The organism is Chryseobacterium sp. StRB126 (assembly GCF_000829375.1).
Taxonomy (GTDB): domain Bacteria; phylum Bacteroidota; class Bacteroidia; order Flavobacteriales; family Weeksellaceae; genus Chryseobacterium.
In genome coordinates this window covers 2,142,004-2,163,017 of the sequence record NZ_AP014624.1, presented here as the reverse complement: position 1 = coordinate 2,163,017, position 21,014 = coordinate 2,142,004, and the positions used below count along the sequence as shown (strand labels likewise).

The following is a 21,014-nucleotide window of genomic DNA, read 5'->3' as shown; positions in this document are numbered from 1 at the left end:
CAAACTCAAAAATCCGGATCACGAAACCCGAAACTCGCAACACGCAACCAATCATACCTATACCATTACCACTAATATATATTAAATTTTCATAAACAAATTATTAATTCCAATTTGGCATTCACAAAAAACAACGCCAAAAATTGATAATTTATGAAGAAATTACTTACATTTATTGGAGTAGCCTTAATTAGTGGATCTATGTATTCACAGGGTTCTCCTGATTACGGCAGTGGATTAAAAATAAACCTTAACCCTGAGGGTGACAAATTCATCAGATTTATTTTATGGGACCAGCTTTGGCTAAGAAACAGCGCTATGAATCCCGGAAGCATGGTTGGAAATGAGCCTACAGATAACACATGGAACCTGGGAAACAGACGATTACGCGCTTTAACCTATGCACAGATCTCCAAAAGATATATGATCCTACTTCATTTTGGAATCAATAACCAAACGTTTATCAACGGCGGTGCATCAGGCACTTCAGGAACAGGAGGTTATGGAAACGGAAAAAAAACCCAGATGTTTTTTCATGATGCATGGAATGAATACGCAGTCATTTTACCTGGAGAAGCGGGAAAATTCAGTTTATCTTTAGGGGCAGGGCTTCATTATTATATGGGACTTTCCCGTATGACCATGGCTTCTACTCTTAACTTTCTTACTGTAGACTCTCCGGTATTCTCCTGGCCATTGATTGATAATTCAGATCAGTTTGGAAGACAAATTGGAATGTTCGCCAAAGGTAAATACGGAAAACTGGAATATCGTTTCAGCTTAAACAAACCTTTTGCTACAGATCTTGCTCCTGCGAATGTAACCGATCCATCGAAGGCTGTAGCAGTAGACAACAATGGAAATCCAAGTTTTTCAAAGGCCGGATATGTTGAATATCAATTTCTTGATGAGGAATCCAACACCTTACCTTTCAAAGTAGGATCGTATCTGGGAACGAAGAAAGTTTTCAATATAGGAGCCGGATTTTATCATCAGGCAGACGGAACCCGAACTTCTGTGAATTCAAATGTTGAGAAACACGACATTACTCTTTTCGCAGTGGATGCTTTTGCAGATATTCCACTGGGAGAAGCAAAAAACAAAATGGCAGTTTCTGCTTATGCCGGATATTATAACTACAATTTCGGTCCAAACTATGTAAGAAATCTGGGAACAATGAATATTGCAGCAACTGATCCAAACTTCATTGGCAACAAAGCTATTGCAGGGCCGGGAAATCTACAACCAACCATAGGAACAGGTAATATTATCTACGTACAGGCGGGTTTACTATTGCCAAGTCAGGCAGAAAAGCCAAAAATCAGAATACAGCCCTTTGCAGCTTATACCCACAAAAACTTCGAGGCTTTTGATAAATCATCTTCTCAATTTGACATTGGAGCGAACTGGTTTATTGATGGGCATCATGCCAAAATCACTACCCAATACTCTACAAGACCGGTTTATACTAATCCTACAGAAAGCCCTTCTTCAAAAGGAGAATTCATTGTGCAGTTTCAGATCTACTTATAATCTAAACACATTAAGGCAATAAAAATTGTAAGATGAGTTAAGTTAAGTTCTATTATGAACAAGGCTTCCCTATCTTCCATTAACATCAAAAACTAATCAATATGAGCGAAAATCATCACGAAAGCTACGAAAATATGACCGACAAGCAGAAAAACCGCACCATTTGGAGCGTCATCACTGCCTCGTCACTCGGAACACTGATAGAATGGTATGACTTCTATATCTTCGGAAGTTTAGCCATTGTTTTAGCAACCAAATTTTTCCCGGCAGATAATCCGACTGCAGCATTTTTATCTACACTGGCTACTTTTGCAGCTGGATTTGTAGTAAGACCTTTCGGAGCTCTATTCTTCGGAAGACTGGGTGACATTATCGGAAGAAAATATACTTTTCTTGTTACTTTACTGATCATGGGCTTTTCCACCTTTCTGATCGGATGCATTCCAAGTTATGAAACTATTGGATTTCTGGCTCCAGTTCTGGTTTTAATCCTGAGATTATTACAAGGTCTTGCGCTTGGAGGCGAATATGGAGGTGCTGCCACCTATGTTGCAGAATATGCACAACCTCATCGAAGAGGCTACTGGACTTCATGGATACAAACTACCGCCACAGCCGGACTTTTCATTTCACTAATCGTTATTTTAATTACCAAGAGCACGCTTTCTCCTGAAGAATTTGATAGCTGGGGTTGGAGAGTTCCTTTCTGGATTTCAATTCTGATGGTAGGGGTTTCTTATATCATCAGAAAAAATATGAAGGAATCTCCGCTTTTTGCAAAGGCGAAAAGTGAAGGAAAAACTTCTAAAAATCCTTTGAAGGAAAGTTTCGGCAATAAATTCAACTTTAAATTTGTTCTGCTTGCTCTTTTCGGAGCTGCAATGGGACAAGGGGTAATATGGTATACAGGACAGTTTTACGCTATGAGCTTCATGCAGAAAGTAATGAATATCGACTCTACTCAGGTAGATTATTTAATGGCTACTGCATTATTTTTAGGAACTCCTTTCTTTGTATTCTTCGGTTGGTTATCGGATAAAATCGGAAGAAAAGCAGTGATGATGACCGGCATGTTAGTCGCTATTTTAGCCTACAGACCTATTTATGACAGTATGTTTAAAAGTGTCGGTCTCGAAAATAAAACAATAGCTTCCAGCGGAATTACAGAGAAAAGAACCGCTAAAATCCACAAGGATATCGCTACAGACAGCCTTGTTACCTTTCATAAGGAAACTCTTTTCACAGATGGAACTCTCATTAAAAAAGACAGCATCGTTCACTGGTCACCAAGCGGCCCCGTTATGAAGGACGGAAAAGCTGAAGAACCAAAAGTTTCACAATCTGTAAAAGTGAGTGATAATACAAAATGGTATCTGGTTTTCTTGGTATTCATTCAGGTTCTTTTCGTAACAATGGTGTACGGACCAATTGCAGCATTCCTTGTTGAAATGTTCCCGGTGAGAATCCGCTACACATCCATGTCTTTGCCTTATCACATTGGAAATGGTGTATTTGGAGGACTTCTTCCTGCCGTAGCTACTTATCTGGTAACTACCGGAAAAGAAGCCAGACATGCAACATGGTATCTGGAAGGATTATGGTATCCGATCGGAGTGGCTGCAGTCTGTCTGGTTATCGGATTAATTTATCTTAAAAATAAGAACAATAATCTTCACGATTAATCACTGAATCACTTAAATTTTTATTAATTTTAAAACTACTAAAATGAACGGACTAAAAAAAATATTAGGCATACTCTGGATCGCAATAGCAGTGATCGTAGGATATTTTGGAATTACGGTAATGGGAATTCCCAAAATTACTTCAGGAAAACAGGAAGATCTGGTTTTCGGGATCATCATTCTGTTTGTCCTAATGCCGATTATCTCAGGCGGAATGGCGATTTTTGGTTATTACGCCCTAAAAGGAGAATATTCTGACGAAAAAATATAGTTAATAAGAGATGAATGATAATTGATGAATGATACTGTTCATCAATTATCTTTTATCCATCATCATTTATGAAAAAAAGACACGAACAAAAATTGGTTATCCTGAGCATCGGACTGATGATTGCTTTCAGCATTCCTATTTCTCTACTTTTCAATAGTGAGCGGGAAGTTTTCGGATACCCTAGGATTCTGGTTTACCTGTTTGTGGTCTGGATGATCTCCATCGTGATTTCTTTTGTAATTGTAAAAAAGTACAATGAGTAGTTTTGCATTATTTTTCGTGGTTCTGTTTTATCTGGCTCTTCTGTTCTTAGTTGCCCACCTGGCAGAGAAGAAAAGAAGTAAGTTCTGGATCAACAATCCCTACATATATGCATTGTCACTGGCTGTGTATTGTACCGCATGGACTTACTATGGAAGCATTGGTGTAGCAGCTACAGGCGGATTAAATTATTTACCGATTTATATTGGCCCTGCCATGATTATTCCTGCCTGGATCTACATCAACACCAGAATTGTAAGAATTGCCAGAGTTAATAAAATAAGCAGCCTTGCAGATTTTATCTCATTGCGATACGGAAACAGCCGAAGCATGGGTGCCATTATCACAGTTGTTTGTCTGCTGGCAATTGTACCTTATATTGGATTACAGATTAAAGCAATCTCTGAAACTTTTCATTTGGTAACAGAAACTCCGATGTCAAAGGATATTCTGACCGATAATGCAACATTTGTCGTTATTCTCATTGCTTTATTTTCTTCCTATTATGGAACAAGATATGTAGATGCTTCGGAAAAACGACTGGGAATTATTTCCGCCATTGCGCTGGAGAGCTTTTTAAAACTTTTCTTCATCATTATTCTTGGGCTTTTTGTGATCTATTATGTTTTTGATGGATTCCATGACATCTACCAGAAAGCGAGTCGTTTTGAAGATTTTAAGCAAAAAAATACATTCAATGGTATTGAAGGTGCCATGAACTGGATGGTTTTATGTATGATCTCAGCTACGGCTATCTGCATATTACCCCGACAGTTTCATACAGCAATTGTTGAAAACAGACAGGAAAAGCATATCAGAACAGCCATTTGGTTTTTCCCGCTCTATCTATTGATCTTCACCATATTCATTTTTCCGATTGCATGGGGCGGAAGATTAATTTTTGATGGTGAAAAAGTAAATCCGGAATTCTACTCTATTTTAATTCCGCAACATTTTGATAATACTTTAATCACCGTTTTGGTTTTCCTTGGTGGATTAAGTTCATGTATTTCCATGATTATTATTTCGGCAATTACTTTATCTATTATGCTTTCCAACAACCTTATTATTCCTTATGGTTTGCTTGGAAAACTGAAGTCTGAAAATGAAGTACAAAATACAAGAAGCATCACTAACATTAGAAAATTCAGCATTTTCGCCCTGATTATCATGGCTTTTGCTTTTTATAAATATTTCATTTTGAAAACATCGCTGGATTCTGTAGGTTTAATATCTTTTGTTATTATTGCACAGCTTGCTCCTGCCTTTTTCGGAGCCATATTTTGGAGAAGAGGGAGCTATAAAGGTGCTGTAATTGGACTTGCTGCCGGATTAGCCATCTGTTATTTCGGATTGATTATCCCACAGTATTATTTCTCATATAATCAGGAATTCAAAGGGGTTTTAAGAGATATGTACAACTCTTTCGATTTCTTTACAATTCCTTATCTGGCGAGGATTCCACAGATCTTTTTCTGGTCAATTCTCGTGAATACAGGTTTGTTTACCATTATTTCAGTAAGTATCAAAGGTAATTACCGTGAAAGAAACTTTGCCGAACTGTATGTGGACATCGATAAATACATTCAAAATCACGAAAATGCATTCATCTGGAGAGGAACTGCCTATATTTCAGATATTCAGAATATTCTGGAACGATTTTTAGGGAAGAACAAGACAGAACAGGCTTTGAGAATTTTCAATTTAAAATATAATATTGATTCTAAAACAGAGACCGCTGATTCAAGATTCATTAAGTTCTCGGAAAACCTTCTGGCCGGAAGAATCGGAACTGCTTCCGCTAAAATTTTGATTGAGGGGGTAACTAAAGAGGATAAAATCTCTCTGAAGGAAGTTTTAAATATCCTTGAAGAATCTAAGGAAAACATCACCTTAAACAAAAAGCTAACGGAACAGTCTGAAGAATTACAGAAACTTTCTGATGATCTCAGAAATGCTAATGAAAACCTGATCGTTAAAGACCGTCAAAAAGATGATTTTCTGGATTCTGTTGCCCATGAATTGAGAACTCCGATCACCGCAATCCGTTCTGCCGGAGAAATCCTAGCTGACGACGATGACATTCCCCTTGAGATCAAACAGGAGTTTTTAAATAATATTATCACAGAATCTGACCGGCTAAGTGAAATCATCAACGATATTCTTTACCTTGATAAGCTTCAGCATGGTGAGATCTTATTAAGCATCCAACAAAACAACATTCTTGAAACTTATAAAAAAGCATTAAATCCTCTCCTCCATCTGATACAGCAGAAAAACATCCATTTAAGTGAAGTTAATCTTCTGAATCGGGCTATATTTGAATATGATGAAGCCAGAATGATCCAGCTTCTTCAGAATATATGGGGAAATGCCTTAAAATTTACAGATGAACAGGGAACGATACAGACTAAACTGTTTGAAAAGGAAAATCAATTGGTGATTACCATTTTCAATACAGGGAAACATATTCCTGAAGAAGACCTGGAAATGATCTTTGACAAGTTTTATCAATCCAAAAATCAGAACATTTTAAAACCTACAGGAAGCGGACTTGGACTAGCCATTTCAAAAAAAATAATACAAGCCCATAACGGAAGTATAAAAGCTGAAAACAGCGGTCTCGGAGTAACCTTTACCATCAGCCTTCCCGACAGAATAATAAACGAGATTAAAAATGAAGTTGAACACTTTTAAAAAGCCTTTATGAAAAAGATAATCATTGCAGATGACGAACACAAAATATTAATGTCACTGGAATACAGTTTTAAAAAGAACGGTTACGATGTCTACATTGCCCGTGACGGAACTGAAGTTCTGGAATTTTTAAAAACAATGGTTCCTGATGTGATTCTACTTGATATCATGATGCCGAATCTTGATGGATACAGCACATTAGACCTCATTAAACAGGATGAAAATCTGAAAAATACAAAAGTAATCTTTCTGAGTGCAAAAAATAATCCTAGAGATATTGAAAAAGGACTTGAAATGGGAGCTGATGCGTATGTAACAAAGCCTTACTCTATTAAAAAATTGATGCAGCAGATTGAAGAGATGTTTTAGAAAAAAATTATCCTTAATTATCCTTGTCAAGGTTTTAAACCTTGACAAGGATAAAAAAATACACAACACAACACTATTGATATGAATACAGATACTCTATTTAAACAAAGCATAGAAGACAAAGAGAAGTTCTGGAAAGAACATGCCGAAGCAATACAATGGTTTGAATTTCCACAAAAGATCCTTTCAAAAGATGCCAATGATTATCCGCAATGGTTTGCCGATGGAAAACTAAACATGTGTTACCTCTGTATAGACAAACACGTTGAAGACGGTTTTGGAGATCAGAATGCCATTGTTTATGATTCTCCGGTAACAGGTCAGAAGAAAATATACACCTTCAATCAGGCTAAGGAAGAAATATCAAAATTAGCAGGCGGGCTAGCTTCTTTAGGACTAAAAAAGGGTGATACTGCTGTTATTTATATGCCTATGATCCCACAAACCCTTTTTGCCATGCTTGCGTGTGCAAGGATTGGAGTGATTCATAATGTTGTTTTCGGAGGTTTTGCTCCTCATGAGCTTGTGGTAAGGATTGATGACTGCAAACCTAAAGCTTTAATTACAGCTACTGCAGGCGTAGAAATCGCCAAAAGAATCCCTTACCTTCCATTGGTAGAAAAAGCCATTGAACTGGCACAGGATAAAGTAGATAACATCATCGTTTACAACAGAAAATTAGTAGACAACCAAAATGAAATGTTTGACGGCCTTATTGATTATGAAGAGCTGGTTCAAAAATCAGCACCTGCCGACTGCACTCCTGTAGAATCTACTCACCCGCTCTATCTGCTTTACACCTCCGGAACCACAGGAAAACCTAAGGGAATTGTTCGTGATACTGGCGGTTATGCCACTGCATTAAAATTCTCCATGAAATACATATATGGTATTGAACCGGAAGAGACCTATTGGGCTGCATCTGATTTTGGATGGGCTGTTGGACACAGTTATTCTGTTTATGGACCACTCATTAATAGAAATACAACAATCGTCTTCGAAGGAAAGCCTATTATGACGCCTGACGCAGGAACTTTCTGGAGAATCATCTCAGAATATAAGGTTTCGGTTATGTTTACGGCTCCCACAGCCATCAGAGCCATTAAAAAAGAAGACCCTAACGGTGAACTGGTTAAAAAATATAATCTGTCAAACTTCAAAAAGCAATTCCTTGCTGGTGAACGATGTGATGTCGCTACCTTAGACTGGTTTGCAGAACACATTGGAGTTCCCGCTATTGATCACTGGTGGCAGACAGAATCCGGATGGCCAATGCTTGGGGTATTGACTTTTGATGAAAACTACCAGATCAAAAGAGCTTCTGCCGGAAAACCTATTCCGGGATATGACATCAAAATTTTTGATGAAAACGGATTGGAACTCGATCCACACCATGAAGGTTATTTAGTCATAAAGCTTCCTCTTCCACCGGGAGCTATGTTGGGAATCTGGAAGGATTACGACCGCTTTGAAAACAGTTATTTATCACAATATAAAGGATATTATTTTTCCGGTGACGGAGCCATACAGGATGAAGATGGTTATATTTTTATCACAGGAAGAGTGGATGATGTCATCAACGTAGCAGGTCACCGACTTTCCACATCAGAAATGGAAGAGATTGTTTCCTCACATCCTGATGTGGCAGAATGTGCTGTGGTGGGAATTGATGATGATTTAAAAGGCCAGATTCCTTTTGCAACCGTTGTTTTAAAAAATGGTTCTGCTATTACCGAGGAGGAAATTGAAAAAAATATTATCCAAATGGTTCGCGAAAAGATCGGCGCTGTAGCTTTTCTAAAAAACGTAATGGTTGTCAAACGCTTACCTAAAACAAGGTCCGGAAAGATCTTACGAAAGCTCATCAGAACATTATTGGATGGAAAAGATTTTCAGATCCCATCTACGATTGATGATGAAAAAATCATCGAAGAAATCCAGCAAAAGATCAGTGAATATAGGACCTAAACAAAAAATTAAACATATATTTAAATATCATTTTGATTTAAATTACAGCCAAAACCTAAAGTCAAAAAAAACAAACAATCAATACAATTCAAATTTCAAAAAACGAAAGGGATATGAGAAATTACTTAATAGAAGATTTACCACAATATTTTGAAGATTATAAAAAGTCTATCAAAAATCCGAAGAAATTCTGGGACAAGGTAGCCGATCAAAACTTTGTATGGTATCAGAGATGGAGCAAGGTTGTTAAGTACGATATGAATGAAGCTAAAATCGAATGGTTCAAAAATGCCAAGCTTAATATTACCAAAAACTGTCTGGACAGGCATCTTTCCATAAGAGGAGACAAAACAGCCATTATCTGGGAACCAAACGATCCGAAGGAAGAAGCTCAGCATATTTCCTACAACGAATTATATACCCGTGTTAATAAAACAGCCAATGTATTAAAGGATATGGGTATTGAAAAAGGAGACAGAGTCTGCATCTATCTTCCCATGATTCCGGAACTTGCTGTTACCATGCTCGCATGTGCTAAACTGGGAGCAGTTCATTCCGTTATTTTTGCCGGATTCTCTGCATCTGCGGTATCTTCAAGAGTGAATGACTGTGAAGCCAAAATGGTGATTACATCTGATGGAAGTTACAGAGGAAGTAAAGTTCTGGATCTGAAAAGCATTGTTGATGAAGCACTGGAAAAGACTCCAACTGTTGAAAAGGTTCTGGTAGTGAAGAGAACCCACAACGAAATCAAAATGAAAGAAGGCAGAGACTACTGGCTGGCTGATCTATACGAAAAAGCTTCTCCTGATTTCGTAACCGTTATTATGGACTCTGAAGATCCTCTTTTCATTCTTTATACTTCCGGTTCTACAGGAAAACCAAAGGGAATGCTCCATACCTGCGCCGGGTACATGGTGTACACAGCCTATACTTTCAAAAATGTATTTAATTATAAGGAGAATGATATTTATTGGTGTACAGCCGATATTGGCTGGATTACTGGTCACTCCTACATTCTTTACGGCCCCTTGTTGAATGGTGCCACTACTGTCATTTTTGAAGGAGTCCCTACATACCCTGAGCCGGATCGTTTCTGGGAAGTTATTGAAAAGCATAAAATCACTCAGTTCTATACTGCTCCTACTGCCATCCGTTCTTTAGCTAAAGAAAGTACAGAATGGGTAGATAAGCATGACCTGAGCTCTTTGAAGGTAATTGGATCTGTAGGAGAACCTATCAATGATGAAGCATGGCACTGGTTTAACGATCATGTTGGAAAGAAAAAATGTCCAATTGTTGATACCTGGTGGCAAACTGAAACAGGAGGAATTATGATCTCACCACTTCCTTTCGTTACTCCGACCAAACCTACGTATGCCACCCTTCCTTTACCAGGAATACAACCCGTTTTGATGGATGATAAACGTAACGAAATTACAGGAAATCAGGTAACCGGAAACCTATGTATCCGCTTTCCGTGGCCAGGAATCGCTAGAACAATCTGGGGGGATCATCAAAGATATAAAGAAACCTATTTTACAGCTTTCCCTGGAAAATATTTCACAGGAGATGGCGCTCTGAGAGATGAAGTAGGCTACTACAGAATTACAGGCCGTGTAGATGATGTCATCATTGTTTCCGGGCACAATCTAGGAACAGCTCCTATTGAAGATAGCATCAACCAACACCCTGCTGTTGCCGAATCTGCAATTGTAGGCTACCCTCATGATATTAAAGGGAATGCTTTGTATGGCTATGTAACACTTAAAGAAACTGGAGAAAGCCGTGATAAGGAAAATCTTAAAAAGGAAATCAATCAACTGATTTCCGATCAGATCGGGCCTATTGCCAAACTGGATAAGATACAATTCGTTTCAGGACTTCCGAAAACACGTTCCGGTAAGATTATGCGTAGAATCCTTAGAAAAATTGCCGAGGGGGACTTCAGCAATTTCGGGGACATCAGCACATTATTGAACCCGGAAATTGTGGATGAAATTAAAAACGAAAGAATTTAATTGAATTTCAAATAGTAAAATAAAGAGATCATTTCCATTGTGAAATGGTCTCTTTTCTTTTTGCATGAGTAAGTTTAGGCTCTCATAATCATTAAAATAAACTCTCGCAAATTATGCAGATGATTCTGTCATAACAATAGAGAGATATTCTAGGAAATACGATTGTCATTCTGAAAAATCGAGAAATTTCGGAGAGTCTTCACTACGCTTTGCTCTGTTCAGAATGACAATAATCCTGCAATTATTAAATCTGCTAAATCTGTGAAAAAAATAAACGCAAAGAAATATAATTATACAGCTTTAGTTTAAGGGTGCTAAGGAGAAGCGACAAGTCGCTTAGGAAGCGGAATGGATATATTCACACGCCTAAAAAGAATCAATGCAATTGATTCCCCACTTCGCTTCCTTACAATATAACACAAGCATACTTAAAACTTTGCGTGAAAGAATAATTGCAAGTTTAATCAAGAATGTTGAGAAATTTCGGAGAGCCTTCACTACGCTTTGCCCCATTCAGAATGACAATAATCCTGCAATTATTAAATCTGCCTGATCTGCTAAATCTGCGTGAACAATAAATTAATCAAAATAAAAAATTAGAGTTAAACAACAAGAAAATTTCAAAATTGCTATCATCAGAAGCATTGATGAGCTTTAATTGTTTTAGAGAATTTTTTAAAAATTTAGTAAATCTATAAAACCAAACACATGTTTGATAGATATTTTTAAACATTTTAACATTACATTATAGATAAAACATTAATAGATAAATTTTATTGAATTTACATTAAAAAAAATAAAAAAAATTCAGTAACTTTATTCACAACTTTAAAACCCATTAATTATGTCAAATATATTAGCTGGGCTATTTGAGCACCATAGCGATTATAAAAAGCTTGAGAGTGATCTGGAAAATTCAGGAATTCCTAGTTCAGATTACATTGTATACCTTAACAGTGAAGCAAGCAACGCCCAATACCTTGCAAGTGTGGCGGTAAAGGACAGTGGCCAGACGGATATTGCCCGGAGCATTTTTGCACAAAATGCTGTTATTAAAACTTATTTATTCGAAAATATGAGCATTGATCAGGCCAATTATGATACAATTAAAAGTTACATAGATGCCAGAAACAGAGCAGAAATTCATAACAGTCCTGATATTAAAATTAAAATGGCTAGTGATGGCATCAATTCAGAAGTGAAATCCTAATCGATATAAAACTTAATAACCGGAAATCCGTAGTGCGTGCTACGGATTTTTTATGCTTGAAAAAAGTAAAAATTTTCGTATTTTCGTCTAAATATAGGCATCTGCACAAATGAGTTACGATTTAGAACAAGAGAATAAAGAGATCCTTGCAAGGTATAAGGATCTGATTTCTAACACATACAGAACACTGGATGAGGAAAATAACAAGCTTATCCGGAAAGCATTCGATATTGCATTGGATGCTCATAAAGACCAAAGGAGAAAATCTGGAGAGCCTTACATTTATCACCCTATCGCTGTAGCCAAAATTGTTGCTACAGAGATCGGTTTGGGGGCTACCTCTATTGCCTGTGCATTGCTGCATGATGTAATTGAAGATTCCGACTACACCTATGAGGATCTGAAAAAGATCTTTGGTGAGAAAATCGCCGGTATCGTGAATGGATTAACCAAAATATCCATCATGAACCATCAGAATATCTCTGTACAGTCGGAAAATTACAGAAAGCTCCTGCTTACACTGTCTGAGGATTTCAGGGTTATTCTAATCAAAATTGCGGACCGTCTTCACAATATGCGGACCCTGGAAAGTATGGCTCCGGACAAGCAGAAAAAAATTGCTTCAGAAACGGTTTATATCTATGCTCCTATGGCACACCGTCTTGGATTGTACAATATCAAATCCGAGCTGGAAGATCTTTCTTTAAAATACAATAATCCTGAAGTATACAATGAAATCACGGAGAAATTGGAATTGGCCAAGGAAAGCCGTGAAAGGTACATTGAAGAGTTCAAAAAAGAAGCTTCTGAAAGACTTAGTGAAGAAGGTTTAAACTTTAAAATCAAAGGCCGTGCAAAGGCTATTTCTTCTATTTACAGAAAAATGCTGAAGCAGGGGGTTCCCTTTGAAGAAGTTTTCGACAACTATGCCATCAGAATCATTTATAAATCGGATGCTAAAAATGAAAAATTTCTGGCATGGAAGATTTATTCTATCGTTACGGATGTTTATCACAGTAACCCATCAAGAATGCGCGACTGGATCACTCAACCCCGCTCTACAGGCTATGAAAGTTTACACCTGACGGTTTTAGGCCCTGATAGAAAATGGATTGAGGTACAGATCCGTTCCGAACGGATGGATGAAATTGCTGAAAAAGGGGTTGCAGCGCATTATAAATACAAAGAAGGCTATAAACAAAGCTCAGATGACCGTAATTTTGAAAAATGGGTTACGGAGATCCGTGAAGTGCTTGAACAGCAGCAAAACCTTTCTACTTCCGAACTTCTGGATAATATCAAACTGAATCTTTATTCAAAAGAAGTATTTGTATTTACTCCCAAAGGAGAAATCAAGATCTTACCAACCAATGCAACGGCACTGGATTTTGCATTCTCAGTTCACTCGGATCTGGGTATGAAGTGTTTGGGTGCTAAAATTAACGGCAAACTGGTTCCTATTTCCTACGTTCTTCAAAACGGAGATCAGGTAGATATTCTTTCTTCTCAGAACCAGAAACCTAAATCGGACTGGCTGGAATTTGTAGTAACATCCAAGGCCAAATCCAAGATTAAAAGTTACCTGAATTCCCAGAAAAATCAGCTGGTGGAAGAAGGAAAAGAAACTTTACAGAGAAAACTTCGTCATGCGAAAATCAACTTTAATGATGAAGAAATTAATAAATTACAAAAGTTCTTTAATTTAAAATCGTCACAGGAACTATTCCTCAAATTCCAAACTAATGAACTGGATGCAAGTAGTTTAAGGAAATATATTGAAAGTAAAAACGTATTCAACAATTTACTTTCCAGATTCAGGAAATCCCCATCCAAAAATACTCATTACGAGGAGCCGAAAGAGCAAAACCTTGACATGATTGTCTTTGGAAAAGATGAGGAAAAACTGAATTATACCTATGCAAAATGCTGTACGGTAATTCCGGGAGACAAAATCTTCGGATTCATTACCATTTCTGACGGAATTAAAGTACACAGTGACAACTGTCCGAATGCTATAAACCTTAGAGCACAATATGATTATCGTGTTATTCCAGCTAAATGGGTCAATGAAGAAAGCTTCAAGAACAGAGTAAAAATTGAGATTGAAGGCCTTGACAGAATGGGTATGATTAACGATATTACTACGGTCATCAGTGGAAGTATGGGAATGGATATGAAAAGCCTGTCTATTGAATCCAACAACGGAGTCTTCACCGGACACATCAATCTTGAAGTCAAGAATAAGGGGCAATTGGAGGAAACCTTCAAGAAGCTCAAGAATATTAATGGAGTCTCAAGAGTGAGACGACTACAATCTTAAACATGAATTTATCACTTTATTTTAAAAAATTTTTCAACAACAGTCAGGCCTCAGGAATCATTCTTATTTTCTGTGTGTTTATTTCATTACTTATGGCGAATTCTTCTGTTGCCGGAAGCTTTCAAAGCTTTTTAGACAAGGAAGTGGGAACTCACCTTTTTGATCTGAACTATCCTGTCAGCACCTGGATCAATGATGGTCTGATGGCCGTGTTCTTCCTTTTGGTGGGCCTGGAAATTAAAAGAGAGCTTGTAGAAGGCGAACTTTCTTCTTTTAAGAATGCGTCATTGCCTATTTTTGCCGCAGTAGGCGGAATGCTTGTGCCTGCAGTTATTTACAGTATTTTCAACTCCGGGACAGAATACAGCAATGGCTGGGGAATTCCTATGGCTACTGATATTGCTTTTTCTTTGGCTATTATTTCAATGTTAGGAAAGAAAATCCCTAATTCAATCAAGATATTCCTGGCGGCATTAGCCATTGTAGATGACCTGGGAGCTATTCTTGTGATCGCTATTTTTTATACAGACCAGATCCACTGGAGCTATCTTCTACTGTCTTTTGGAGTGACCGCTCTGCTATTTATCCTAAACTTTTTAAAGGTTACCAAGACAATATTTTATATTATTCCGGGACTGTTTTTATGGTATTTCCTGCATCACTCCGGAATTCATGCAACCATAGCAGGTGTTTTACTGGCATTTTCAATTCCAACCAATGCTTCAAATGTAGAAATTTCACCATTGGAAAAACTGGAACATCAGCTTCATATTCCGGTAAGTTTTTTAATCATGCCTATTTTTGCTTTAACCAATACCAATATTACTTTTTCAAGTGAAATGGTAGCAGGTGTTACCAGTACATTAGGATTAGGAATTATCTGCGGATTAATTCTTGGGAAGCTGATCGGCATTAACTTATTCTCTTTGATTGCCATCAAATTAAAGCTTAGTTCTTTACCTCAAAACAGTAACTGGACTCAGATGATTGGTGTAGGTCTTTTGGCAGGAATCGGATTCACAATGTCTATTTTTATTGCCTTATTATCATTTAAAGGTGAAATTGTGATTCAGGATGAAGCTAAATTTGCAATTCTGATTGCCTCTTTTATTGCAGCCATTCTAGGGTTTATGATCTTAAGTCTAAGTTCTAAAGGAAATATGGAACCGGAGGAAGATTAATTTTTCTTCTGGTCTTCCAGCTTTCTTCGGTGTTCTTCATCACTTTCAAAATTCGGTTCTGCAATCGGAGTATGATAATGAACTGTTTCTTTCTGAATCTCATCGGACAGCAATTTCTCTATTCTTAACTTTCTAATTGCCATATTCAGCTCATTTCCAAAGAGTAAAAGATAGACATTCACATTCACCCAGACCATCAGCAGGATCATACTTCCAATGGATCCATAAAGGACATTATAGCGGGCAATATCTTTTACATAGATTGCAAAAATATAGGTAGTAAGCACAAATAATACAGTTGTAAGAATTGCTCCCGGAACCGCCTGTCTAAATCTTGTAATTTTCACTGTTCCTAACCAGTAAAATAAGGTTAAAAGGATAAAATAAAATAAAGGGAAAGAGACAAACCCGATGATACTGGAAAGATTATCTACCAACCAGCTTACATCATAAGCAGGTGTAAAAAGTTTCATTACAACCTCTACATAATAGACTCCAAAAAGCGTTAAAAACACAATGGTAATAAAGCCTATTGTAATAAAGAATGAAAGAATAAATTCTTTTACATCGCTGAGCTTCTCTTCTGTATTCTCATTAAACCCATTGATCAAGGAAAAAGTACCATTTGTGGCAAAAATGAGAGCCAATACAATGGTCAGATTACTGATCCCTTTCATATTGGGGATGATATTGGTTTCAATATAACCTCTCACATCGCCTTCCATATTGGATGGGAAGACATTATGCATCAAAACATCAAAGATATAGAACTGAAGCTTGTCATAATGTGGCATATAAGGCAAAACCGAAAGTAAAAACAGAATAAAAGGGAATAAACTTATGGTAAAGCTCCAGGAAATAGCAGCGGCTTTCCGCCCTATCTTTCCTTTGAAAATCCCGGAGATATAAATCTGAAACATCTGCCAAAGCGATATTCCCAAAACAGGAATATGAATGTTATCAAAAAACGCCTGAACTTTCAGGATAAATCTGGGAACTTTTACACTCATCTATTGCTGCAATTTCGTGATTAGTCAAAAGATCAAATATCAAACCCAAATGATGAGTTTTTAAAGATATTTTCTCTATCTCTTACAAATATAAACATTTTCCCTCTCCCGCTCCACCATGCAAATTATAGCGAATGGAGACTTATCAACATTCACTATAAAAATCCTGACTATTTCCTTTTTATAGTTGTGGCTCTTTTCAAATTACCCGCGGACTATTAAAATAATTGTATTCAGACCGCTAAGCTTTAAATTATCATACATGATATAGCTACAATGATTTGAAACGTTTATCAGCCAGCTCTAACCGGTAAAAATCACTATCTTTGCCGCCTGAAACTTCTTACAATGCGAATCAGCTTACTTTGTATCGGCAAAACGGATGATAAGGAAATTACATCCTTGATTAATTATTACCTTAACCGCCTTCCCAAGCACTGGAATTTTGAAATTACCGAGATTCCTGATGTTAAAAATGCCAAAAACCTTTCATCGGATCTTCTTAAAAAAGAGGAAGCCAAGCTTTTCCTTAATCATATTGATAAAAATGATCTGGTTATTATTCTTGACGAAAAAGGGAAACAGTTTACCAGCCGGGAATTTTCTCAGAAAATCGACACATGGATGAATTCTTCCGTAAAAAAAATACATATCCTGATTGGCGGTGCATATGGTTTTTCAGAAGATGTCTATGGCAGAGCCAATGAAAAAATGTCGTTATCTAAAATGACTTTTACTCATCAGATGATCCGCCTGTTTATTGTGGAACAGCTTTACCGTGCAGATCAGATTCTTCAGGGAAAGCCTTATCATAATGATTAAAAGTCACTTATTTTTTTAACTGTAAATAACAGGCTACCCTTTTAAACCAATCTGTCTTTTGGCTTCTCCTACCACAAAAGCAACAGAATTGGCAATATTAAAGCTTCGGATCAGCTTAGACATCGGAATGGTTAAATGGTTTTCAAATTGGTTCAAAACCTCTTCGCTCAACCCAACACTCTCTTTTCCGAAAACAAGCCAGTCGCCATCCTGAAAATCGTTTTCCAAATATGATTTCTCCGCATGGGAACTCATTAAAAACACACGTGACAGATCCGGAATACTGTTGATCCATTCCTCTACATTGGCATATTCAGTAACATCAAGATGAACCCAGTAATCCAATCCGGATCGCTTCAGGTTTTTATCATTAATTACAAATCCGAAGGGATGAACTAAGTGCAGTTTGCATTCTGTCCCCACACATAAGCGTCCGATATTTCCTGTATTATTGGGGATTTCGGGTTCTATAAGAACAACATTTAACATCTATATTTTTTATATGAATAAAAACAGCTAAAAGTAAGCATTTAGCCATGATCAGCTGTTTTTAATTGATGGCTAATAATAAAATAATGATTTCTATCTAAAACAATCCTATTAACAGGTATTGTAGTGAGGAGCAGATATTATTTTTTAACGCATTTAGCGTAATACTCAGCTAAGATAGCCTTTTCATAGCCTAAACTTACAGCTCTGTCAAGGGTTTCACAAGCTTCTTTTGGCTTTGCCGTATTAAATAATATCAATGCTTTCGTTACATAGGCTTGGGCAAATTTTGGGTCAATAGAAATCGCTTTATTAACGTCTGTAAGAGCTTCCTTATTTCTTTTCATTTTCAGATAAACATCAGCTCTTCCACTGTACAGCAATGATTCAGGTTTTTCGGCAATGAGTTTATTGTAATCTTTCAGCGCATCTTCCAGTTCACCATTATTTTTTTTCAGATTGGCTAAACCGGTTTGGGCAAAGATATTATCCGGGGCAAAAGTCAGGATATGATTAAGATCTGCTTTAGCTAAATCTTTTTTGTCCTGAGCTTCATAAATCTTGGAACGGGTAAGGTATAAATCAGGGCTTTTGTCATTCACTTTAAGCCCGTTTTCGATATACTCCAAAGCCTTTTTCTTATCCCCTTTCTGGCTGTATAATGAAGAAAGATTTTCATATACAGAAACAGACATCGGATTGGTTTTTAAAGCCATATCATACGATTTAAAAGCAAGATTGGTTTTTCCTAATCTTCTTTGCGCTGTTCCGAGATCATTATAATATTCTGATTGAATTTTTCGGATCTGCTCCTTCTCTGCCAGCTTGGAATATTGCTCTTCAGCACACTTATAATCTGCTTTTTTAAAACATTCTTCCGCTATTTTTTTATCCTGGGCAAAGGCATTTAATGAGAAGCTAAGGGAAACTAAAACTAATAAAGATTTTTTCATGAAGTTATATTTTGTTTGTTGATTACTTTTTTCGAAAGTGCACCAAATATCACTCCCAATAAAGATCCAACAAACACCCCCACCAAAATATCAATTGGAAAATGCACTCCTAAATATATTCGGCTGTAGGAAACCACTATAGCCCACACAAATATAGTATAAGGAAACCATTTAAGTTTATTCTTAAGCAAAATACTTAAAAAGGCAGCCAAGAAGAATGTATTGGACGCATGTGCAGAATAAAATCCATACTGTCCCCCACACTTCACAATTCTCATATAATGCTCCAAACTGGGATCATGACATGGTCTTAACCTTGCCACTCCATATTTGAAAACGCTTGCAAGCTGGTCTGAAACCGTTGCTCCAAGTGCTAAAAATATAAGTATAAAAACTAATGATTTTAGTTTGTAATTTTTGTATAAAAAATAAAGGAATATACTATAAAGTGGTACCCAGATCCATGTGCTGGATATCAGCATCCAAAACTGGTCAAAGGCTGGGTCGCCCAAATTATTAAGGTATAGAAATACCTGCTTATCATCCTGAATAATTTCCTCCATACATTATCTGCTTACAGGCCCTTCGTAGGTTTCGTCCTCGGCAGGCTTTGGTTTTGGAGGTTCCTGAGTCGTAGAAACAGGTTCTGTAAGAACATCTTTTTCAATATCCTTCATTGGGTTGAAATCTTTCGCGGCATCTTTTACTTTCTCAATTTCACGTTTAATCTCAGAAACAGGATTATCTGTTTCCTTCATGATCTCAGTTTTGATATCTTCCACTGCACCACGCATTTTTCTAACACCCGCACCCAAGTCACGTGCAATTTGAGGCAGTTTATCCGGACCGAATAATACAACGATTGCGATTGCAATCAATGCCATTTCTCCAATGCTTAATTCCATGCTGTAAAATTACAAAAGATTATACATTTATTTGCCGTAAACTAAAAATTTAAACAAATTTTAAGATTTTGAATGGGAAGCAGGTTTAAAGTTCAAGGTTCATTGTTCAAAGTTTATTTCATGAAATGCCTGGTTGCTAGTTTTGAATTTAAAGTTCAATACTTAGATTTTTTCAATAATCTCAAATCTCAGTTCTAAATTCCATTCTACTTTTCTATGGTCTAGTATCTCTCCAATCCCTGTTTTTTTTCAAATCCTTTCTCCCAAATAATAATTACTTTCAAATTAACAAATAATTAATTCAAAACATTGAGAATTACACAAGATTTAAGTATATTTACTATGCACAACCTAAATTAAATATATTATGAAAAAATTAGTTACTGTCTTTAAACTGATGGCCGTTTTATCGGTATTATCACTTAGCAGCTGTAGTGATGAGAACAATGAAATTTCCAAACAGGAAACGACTCAGACAAAAATCACCACTGCCGATCTGCAAAAAGAAACCACTTCTATTTCACAAGCTGTTCCCAGTACTGTACAGGCTCAGTTAGACGAATCACAAAAAAGTCTTGAAAAATATCTAAAAAGTGATATCCAAATAGCTGGAGTGAAGGTTATTGGACAAATTTCAACTCAAAAAGGGATTGAAATTTCAAAAAGTCTTATTTCTGACAAGGACCAATTTATTGCTGTAGGAAATCTTATGGATCTTTCTACTGTAAAATTGGGAAGAATTGGTGATCTTTATGCAGGTAATGATCTTAACGTCGCTCAAACCGGATTAAAAGAAATGGCGACTGAAGAAATAAAAACAGGAACCAACGTTATGGAAATAATCTGGAGCAATAAAAATGGAAAATTTACAACACTTTGTTTTTATCATGATTCAGGAATTATCTGGGATAATGTTCTTGGAGGATTAATCATGATGGATACAAGAGGAGCCGTGGAAAATTCAAATACAGCCGCTGCAAAAGTAGTCTCCAAATGGTATAAAGAATGGTGGACTGCCAACTGGCTTTGGGGATCTAAAAGAGGTGAAATGGGATATCAGATTACCATCTACTATACTGGCTCATCTGTATCCAACACAGATGTTAACGACTGGTCTAATATCAGCTTAGGAAAAGCAAAAAGTGAAAGTAAGGTTACTAAAAAAACTGGTGCTTACGGACAATGTCAATATGCCTTGGGACTTTGTACTCCAACAGGATCTTTAAGCTTTAATGCCAGCAAATTCTCTGTATCATTCTCAGGATTGGGCAGTAATATGGTAAGCAATGGATACAAATCATTATATCCATAGTTTCATAGAA

At 36.8% G+C, this 21,014-nt stretch carries 18 protein-coding genes; 13 read left to right on the top strand and 5 right to left on the bottom strand.

Translation table 11 applies throughout. The annotated features are described in order from the left end of the window. Nucleotides 1-153: 153 nt before the first annotated feature. The 11 genes from CHSO_RS09690 (at nucleotide 154) to nhaA (ending at nucleotide 15,513) form a co-directional block, all read left to right on the top strand. Nucleotides 154-1,533: a hypothetical protein gene (locus CHSO_RS09690; protein WP_045495379.1), complete on the top strand. Its 1,380-nt coding sequence runs from the start codon at nucleotides 154-156 to the stop codon at nucleotides 1,531-1,533. 101 nt (nucleotides 1,534-1,634) lie between these two features. Continuing rightward, nucleotides 1,635-3,215 (top strand): MFS transporter, encoded by a 1,581-nt coding sequence (locus CHSO_RS09685; RefSeq protein ID WP_045495378.1) that lies wholly within the window; start codon nucleotides 1,635-1,637, stop codon nucleotides 3,213-3,215. Between the two features lie 43 nt (nucleotides 3,216-3,258). Further along, complete coding sequence (locus tag CHSO_RS09680) at nucleotides 3,259-3,486, top strand: DUF6814 family protein (protein WP_045495376.1); 228 nt, start codon at nucleotides 3,259-3,261, stop codon at nucleotides 3,484-3,486. A 68-nt stretch (nucleotides 3,487-3,554) separates the two neighbouring features. Next, nucleotides 3,555-3,749, top strand: coding sequence for a hypothetical protein (locus tag CHSO_RS09675; protein WP_045495374.1), 195 nt, complete (start codon nucleotides 3,555-3,557; stop codon nucleotides 3,747-3,749). Beyond that, complete coding sequence (locus CHSO_RS09670) at nucleotides 3,742-6,444, top strand: ATP-binding protein (protein WP_045495371.1); 2,703 nt, start codon at nucleotides 3,742-3,744, stop codon at nucleotides 6,442-6,444. The genes CHSO_RS09675 and CHSO_RS09670 overlap by 8 nt, the downstream gene beginning before the upstream one ends. A gap of 9 nt (nucleotides 6,445-6,453) precedes the next feature. Then, on the top strand, nucleotides 6,454-6,813 hold the full coding sequence (locus CHSO_RS09665) for a response regulator transcription factor (protein WP_045495369.1): 360 nt from the start codon (nucleotides 6,454-6,456) through the stop codon (nucleotides 6,811-6,813). A gap of 81 nt (nucleotides 6,814-6,894) precedes the next feature. Then, the gene (locus CHSO_RS09660; protein WP_045495367.1) at nucleotides 6,895-8,781 is read left to right on the top strand and encodes an AMP-binding protein; all 1,887 of its coding nucleotides are present in this window, start codon (nucleotides 6,895-6,897) and stop codon (nucleotides 8,779-8,781) included. A gap of 92 nt (nucleotides 8,782-8,873) precedes the next feature. Next, nucleotides 8,874-10,802, top strand: a complete 1,929-nt coding sequence (acs, locus tag CHSO_RS09655; protein ID WP_262483776.1) for an acetate--CoA ligase — start codon at nucleotides 8,874-8,876, stop codon at nucleotides 10,800-10,802. Between the two features lie 844 nt (nucleotides 10,803-11,646). Next, nucleotides 11,647-12,012 carry a hypothetical protein gene (locus CHSO_RS09650; protein ID WP_045495364.1) on the top strand — a complete coding sequence of 122 codons (366 nt, stop codon included), beginning with the start codon at nucleotides 11,647-11,649 and terminating at the stop codon, nucleotides 12,010-12,012. Nucleotides 12,013-12,121: 109 nt separating this feature from the next. Then, the gene (locus CHSO_RS09645; protein WP_045495362.1) at nucleotides 12,122-14,332 is read left to right on the top strand and encodes a RelA/SpoT family protein; all 2,211 of its coding nucleotides are present in this window, start codon (nucleotides 12,122-12,124) and stop codon (nucleotides 14,330-14,332) included. Nucleotides 14,333-14,334: 2 nt separating this feature from the next. Beyond that, nucleotides 14,335-15,513: a Na+/H+ antiporter NhaA gene (nhaA, locus tag CHSO_RS09640; protein WP_045495360.1), complete on the top strand. Its 1,179-nt coding sequence runs from the start codon at nucleotides 14,335-14,337 to the stop codon at nucleotides 15,511-15,513. Here the strand turns inward: nhaA and CHSO_RS09635 are convergent. Continuing rightward, on the bottom strand, nucleotides 15,510-16,523 hold the full coding sequence (locus tag CHSO_RS09635) for a YihY/virulence factor BrkB family protein (RefSeq protein ID WP_045495358.1): 1,014 nt from the start codon (nucleotides 16,521-16,523) through the stop codon (nucleotides 15,510-15,512). The genes nhaA and CHSO_RS09635 overlap by 4 nt on opposite strands. 348 nt (nucleotides 16,524-16,871) lie before the next feature. Here CHSO_RS09635 and rlmH point away from each other — a divergent pair, with 348 nt between their 5' ends. After that, the gene (gene rlmH, locus CHSO_RS09630; protein ID WP_045495356.1) at nucleotides 16,872-17,345 is read left to right on the top strand and encodes a 23S rRNA (pseudouridine(1915)-N(3))-methyltransferase RlmH; all 474 of its coding nucleotides are present in this window, start codon (nucleotides 16,872-16,874) and stop codon (nucleotides 17,343-17,345) included. A 33-nt stretch (nucleotides 17,346-17,378) separates the two neighbouring features. Here rlmH and CHSO_RS09625 read toward each other — a convergent pair whose 3' ends face one another. From CHSO_RS09625 to CHSO_RS09610, 4 genes are all read right to left on the bottom strand, one after another. Then, on the bottom strand, nucleotides 17,379-17,834 hold the full coding sequence (locus CHSO_RS09625) for a tRNA (cytidine(34)-2'-O)-methyltransferase (RefSeq protein WP_045495354.1): 456 nt from the start codon (nucleotides 17,832-17,834) through the stop codon (nucleotides 17,379-17,381). Nucleotides 17,835-17,974: 140 nt separating this feature from the next. Beyond that, a complete protein-coding gene (locus CHSO_RS09620; RefSeq protein WP_045495352.1) occupies nucleotides 17,975-18,787 on the bottom strand; it encodes a tetratricopeptide repeat protein in 813 nt (270 codons plus the stop codon). Continuing rightward, the gene (locus CHSO_RS09615) at nucleotides 18,784-19,350 is read right to left on the bottom strand and encodes a phosphatase PAP2 family protein (protein WP_045495350.1); all 567 of its coding nucleotides are present in this window, start codon (nucleotides 19,348-19,350) and stop codon (nucleotides 18,784-18,786) included. The genes CHSO_RS09620 and CHSO_RS09615 overlap by 4 nt, the downstream gene beginning before the upstream one ends. Before the next feature lie 3 nt (nucleotides 19,351-19,353). Continuing rightward, nucleotides 19,354-19,692: a twin-arginine translocase TatA/TatE family subunit gene (locus tag CHSO_RS09610; RefSeq protein ID WP_045495348.1), complete on the bottom strand. Its 339-nt coding sequence runs from the start codon at nucleotides 19,690-19,692 to the stop codon at nucleotides 19,354-19,356. A 367-nt stretch (nucleotides 19,693-20,059) separates the two neighbouring features. Here CHSO_RS09610 and CHSO_RS09605 point away from each other — a divergent pair, with 367 nt between their 5' ends. After that, nucleotides 20,060-21,004: a hypothetical protein gene (locus CHSO_RS09605; protein WP_045495346.1), complete on the top strand. Its 945-nt coding sequence runs from the start codon at nucleotides 20,060-20,062 to the stop codon at nucleotides 21,002-21,004. Nucleotides 21,005-21,014 lie beyond the last annotated feature (10 nt).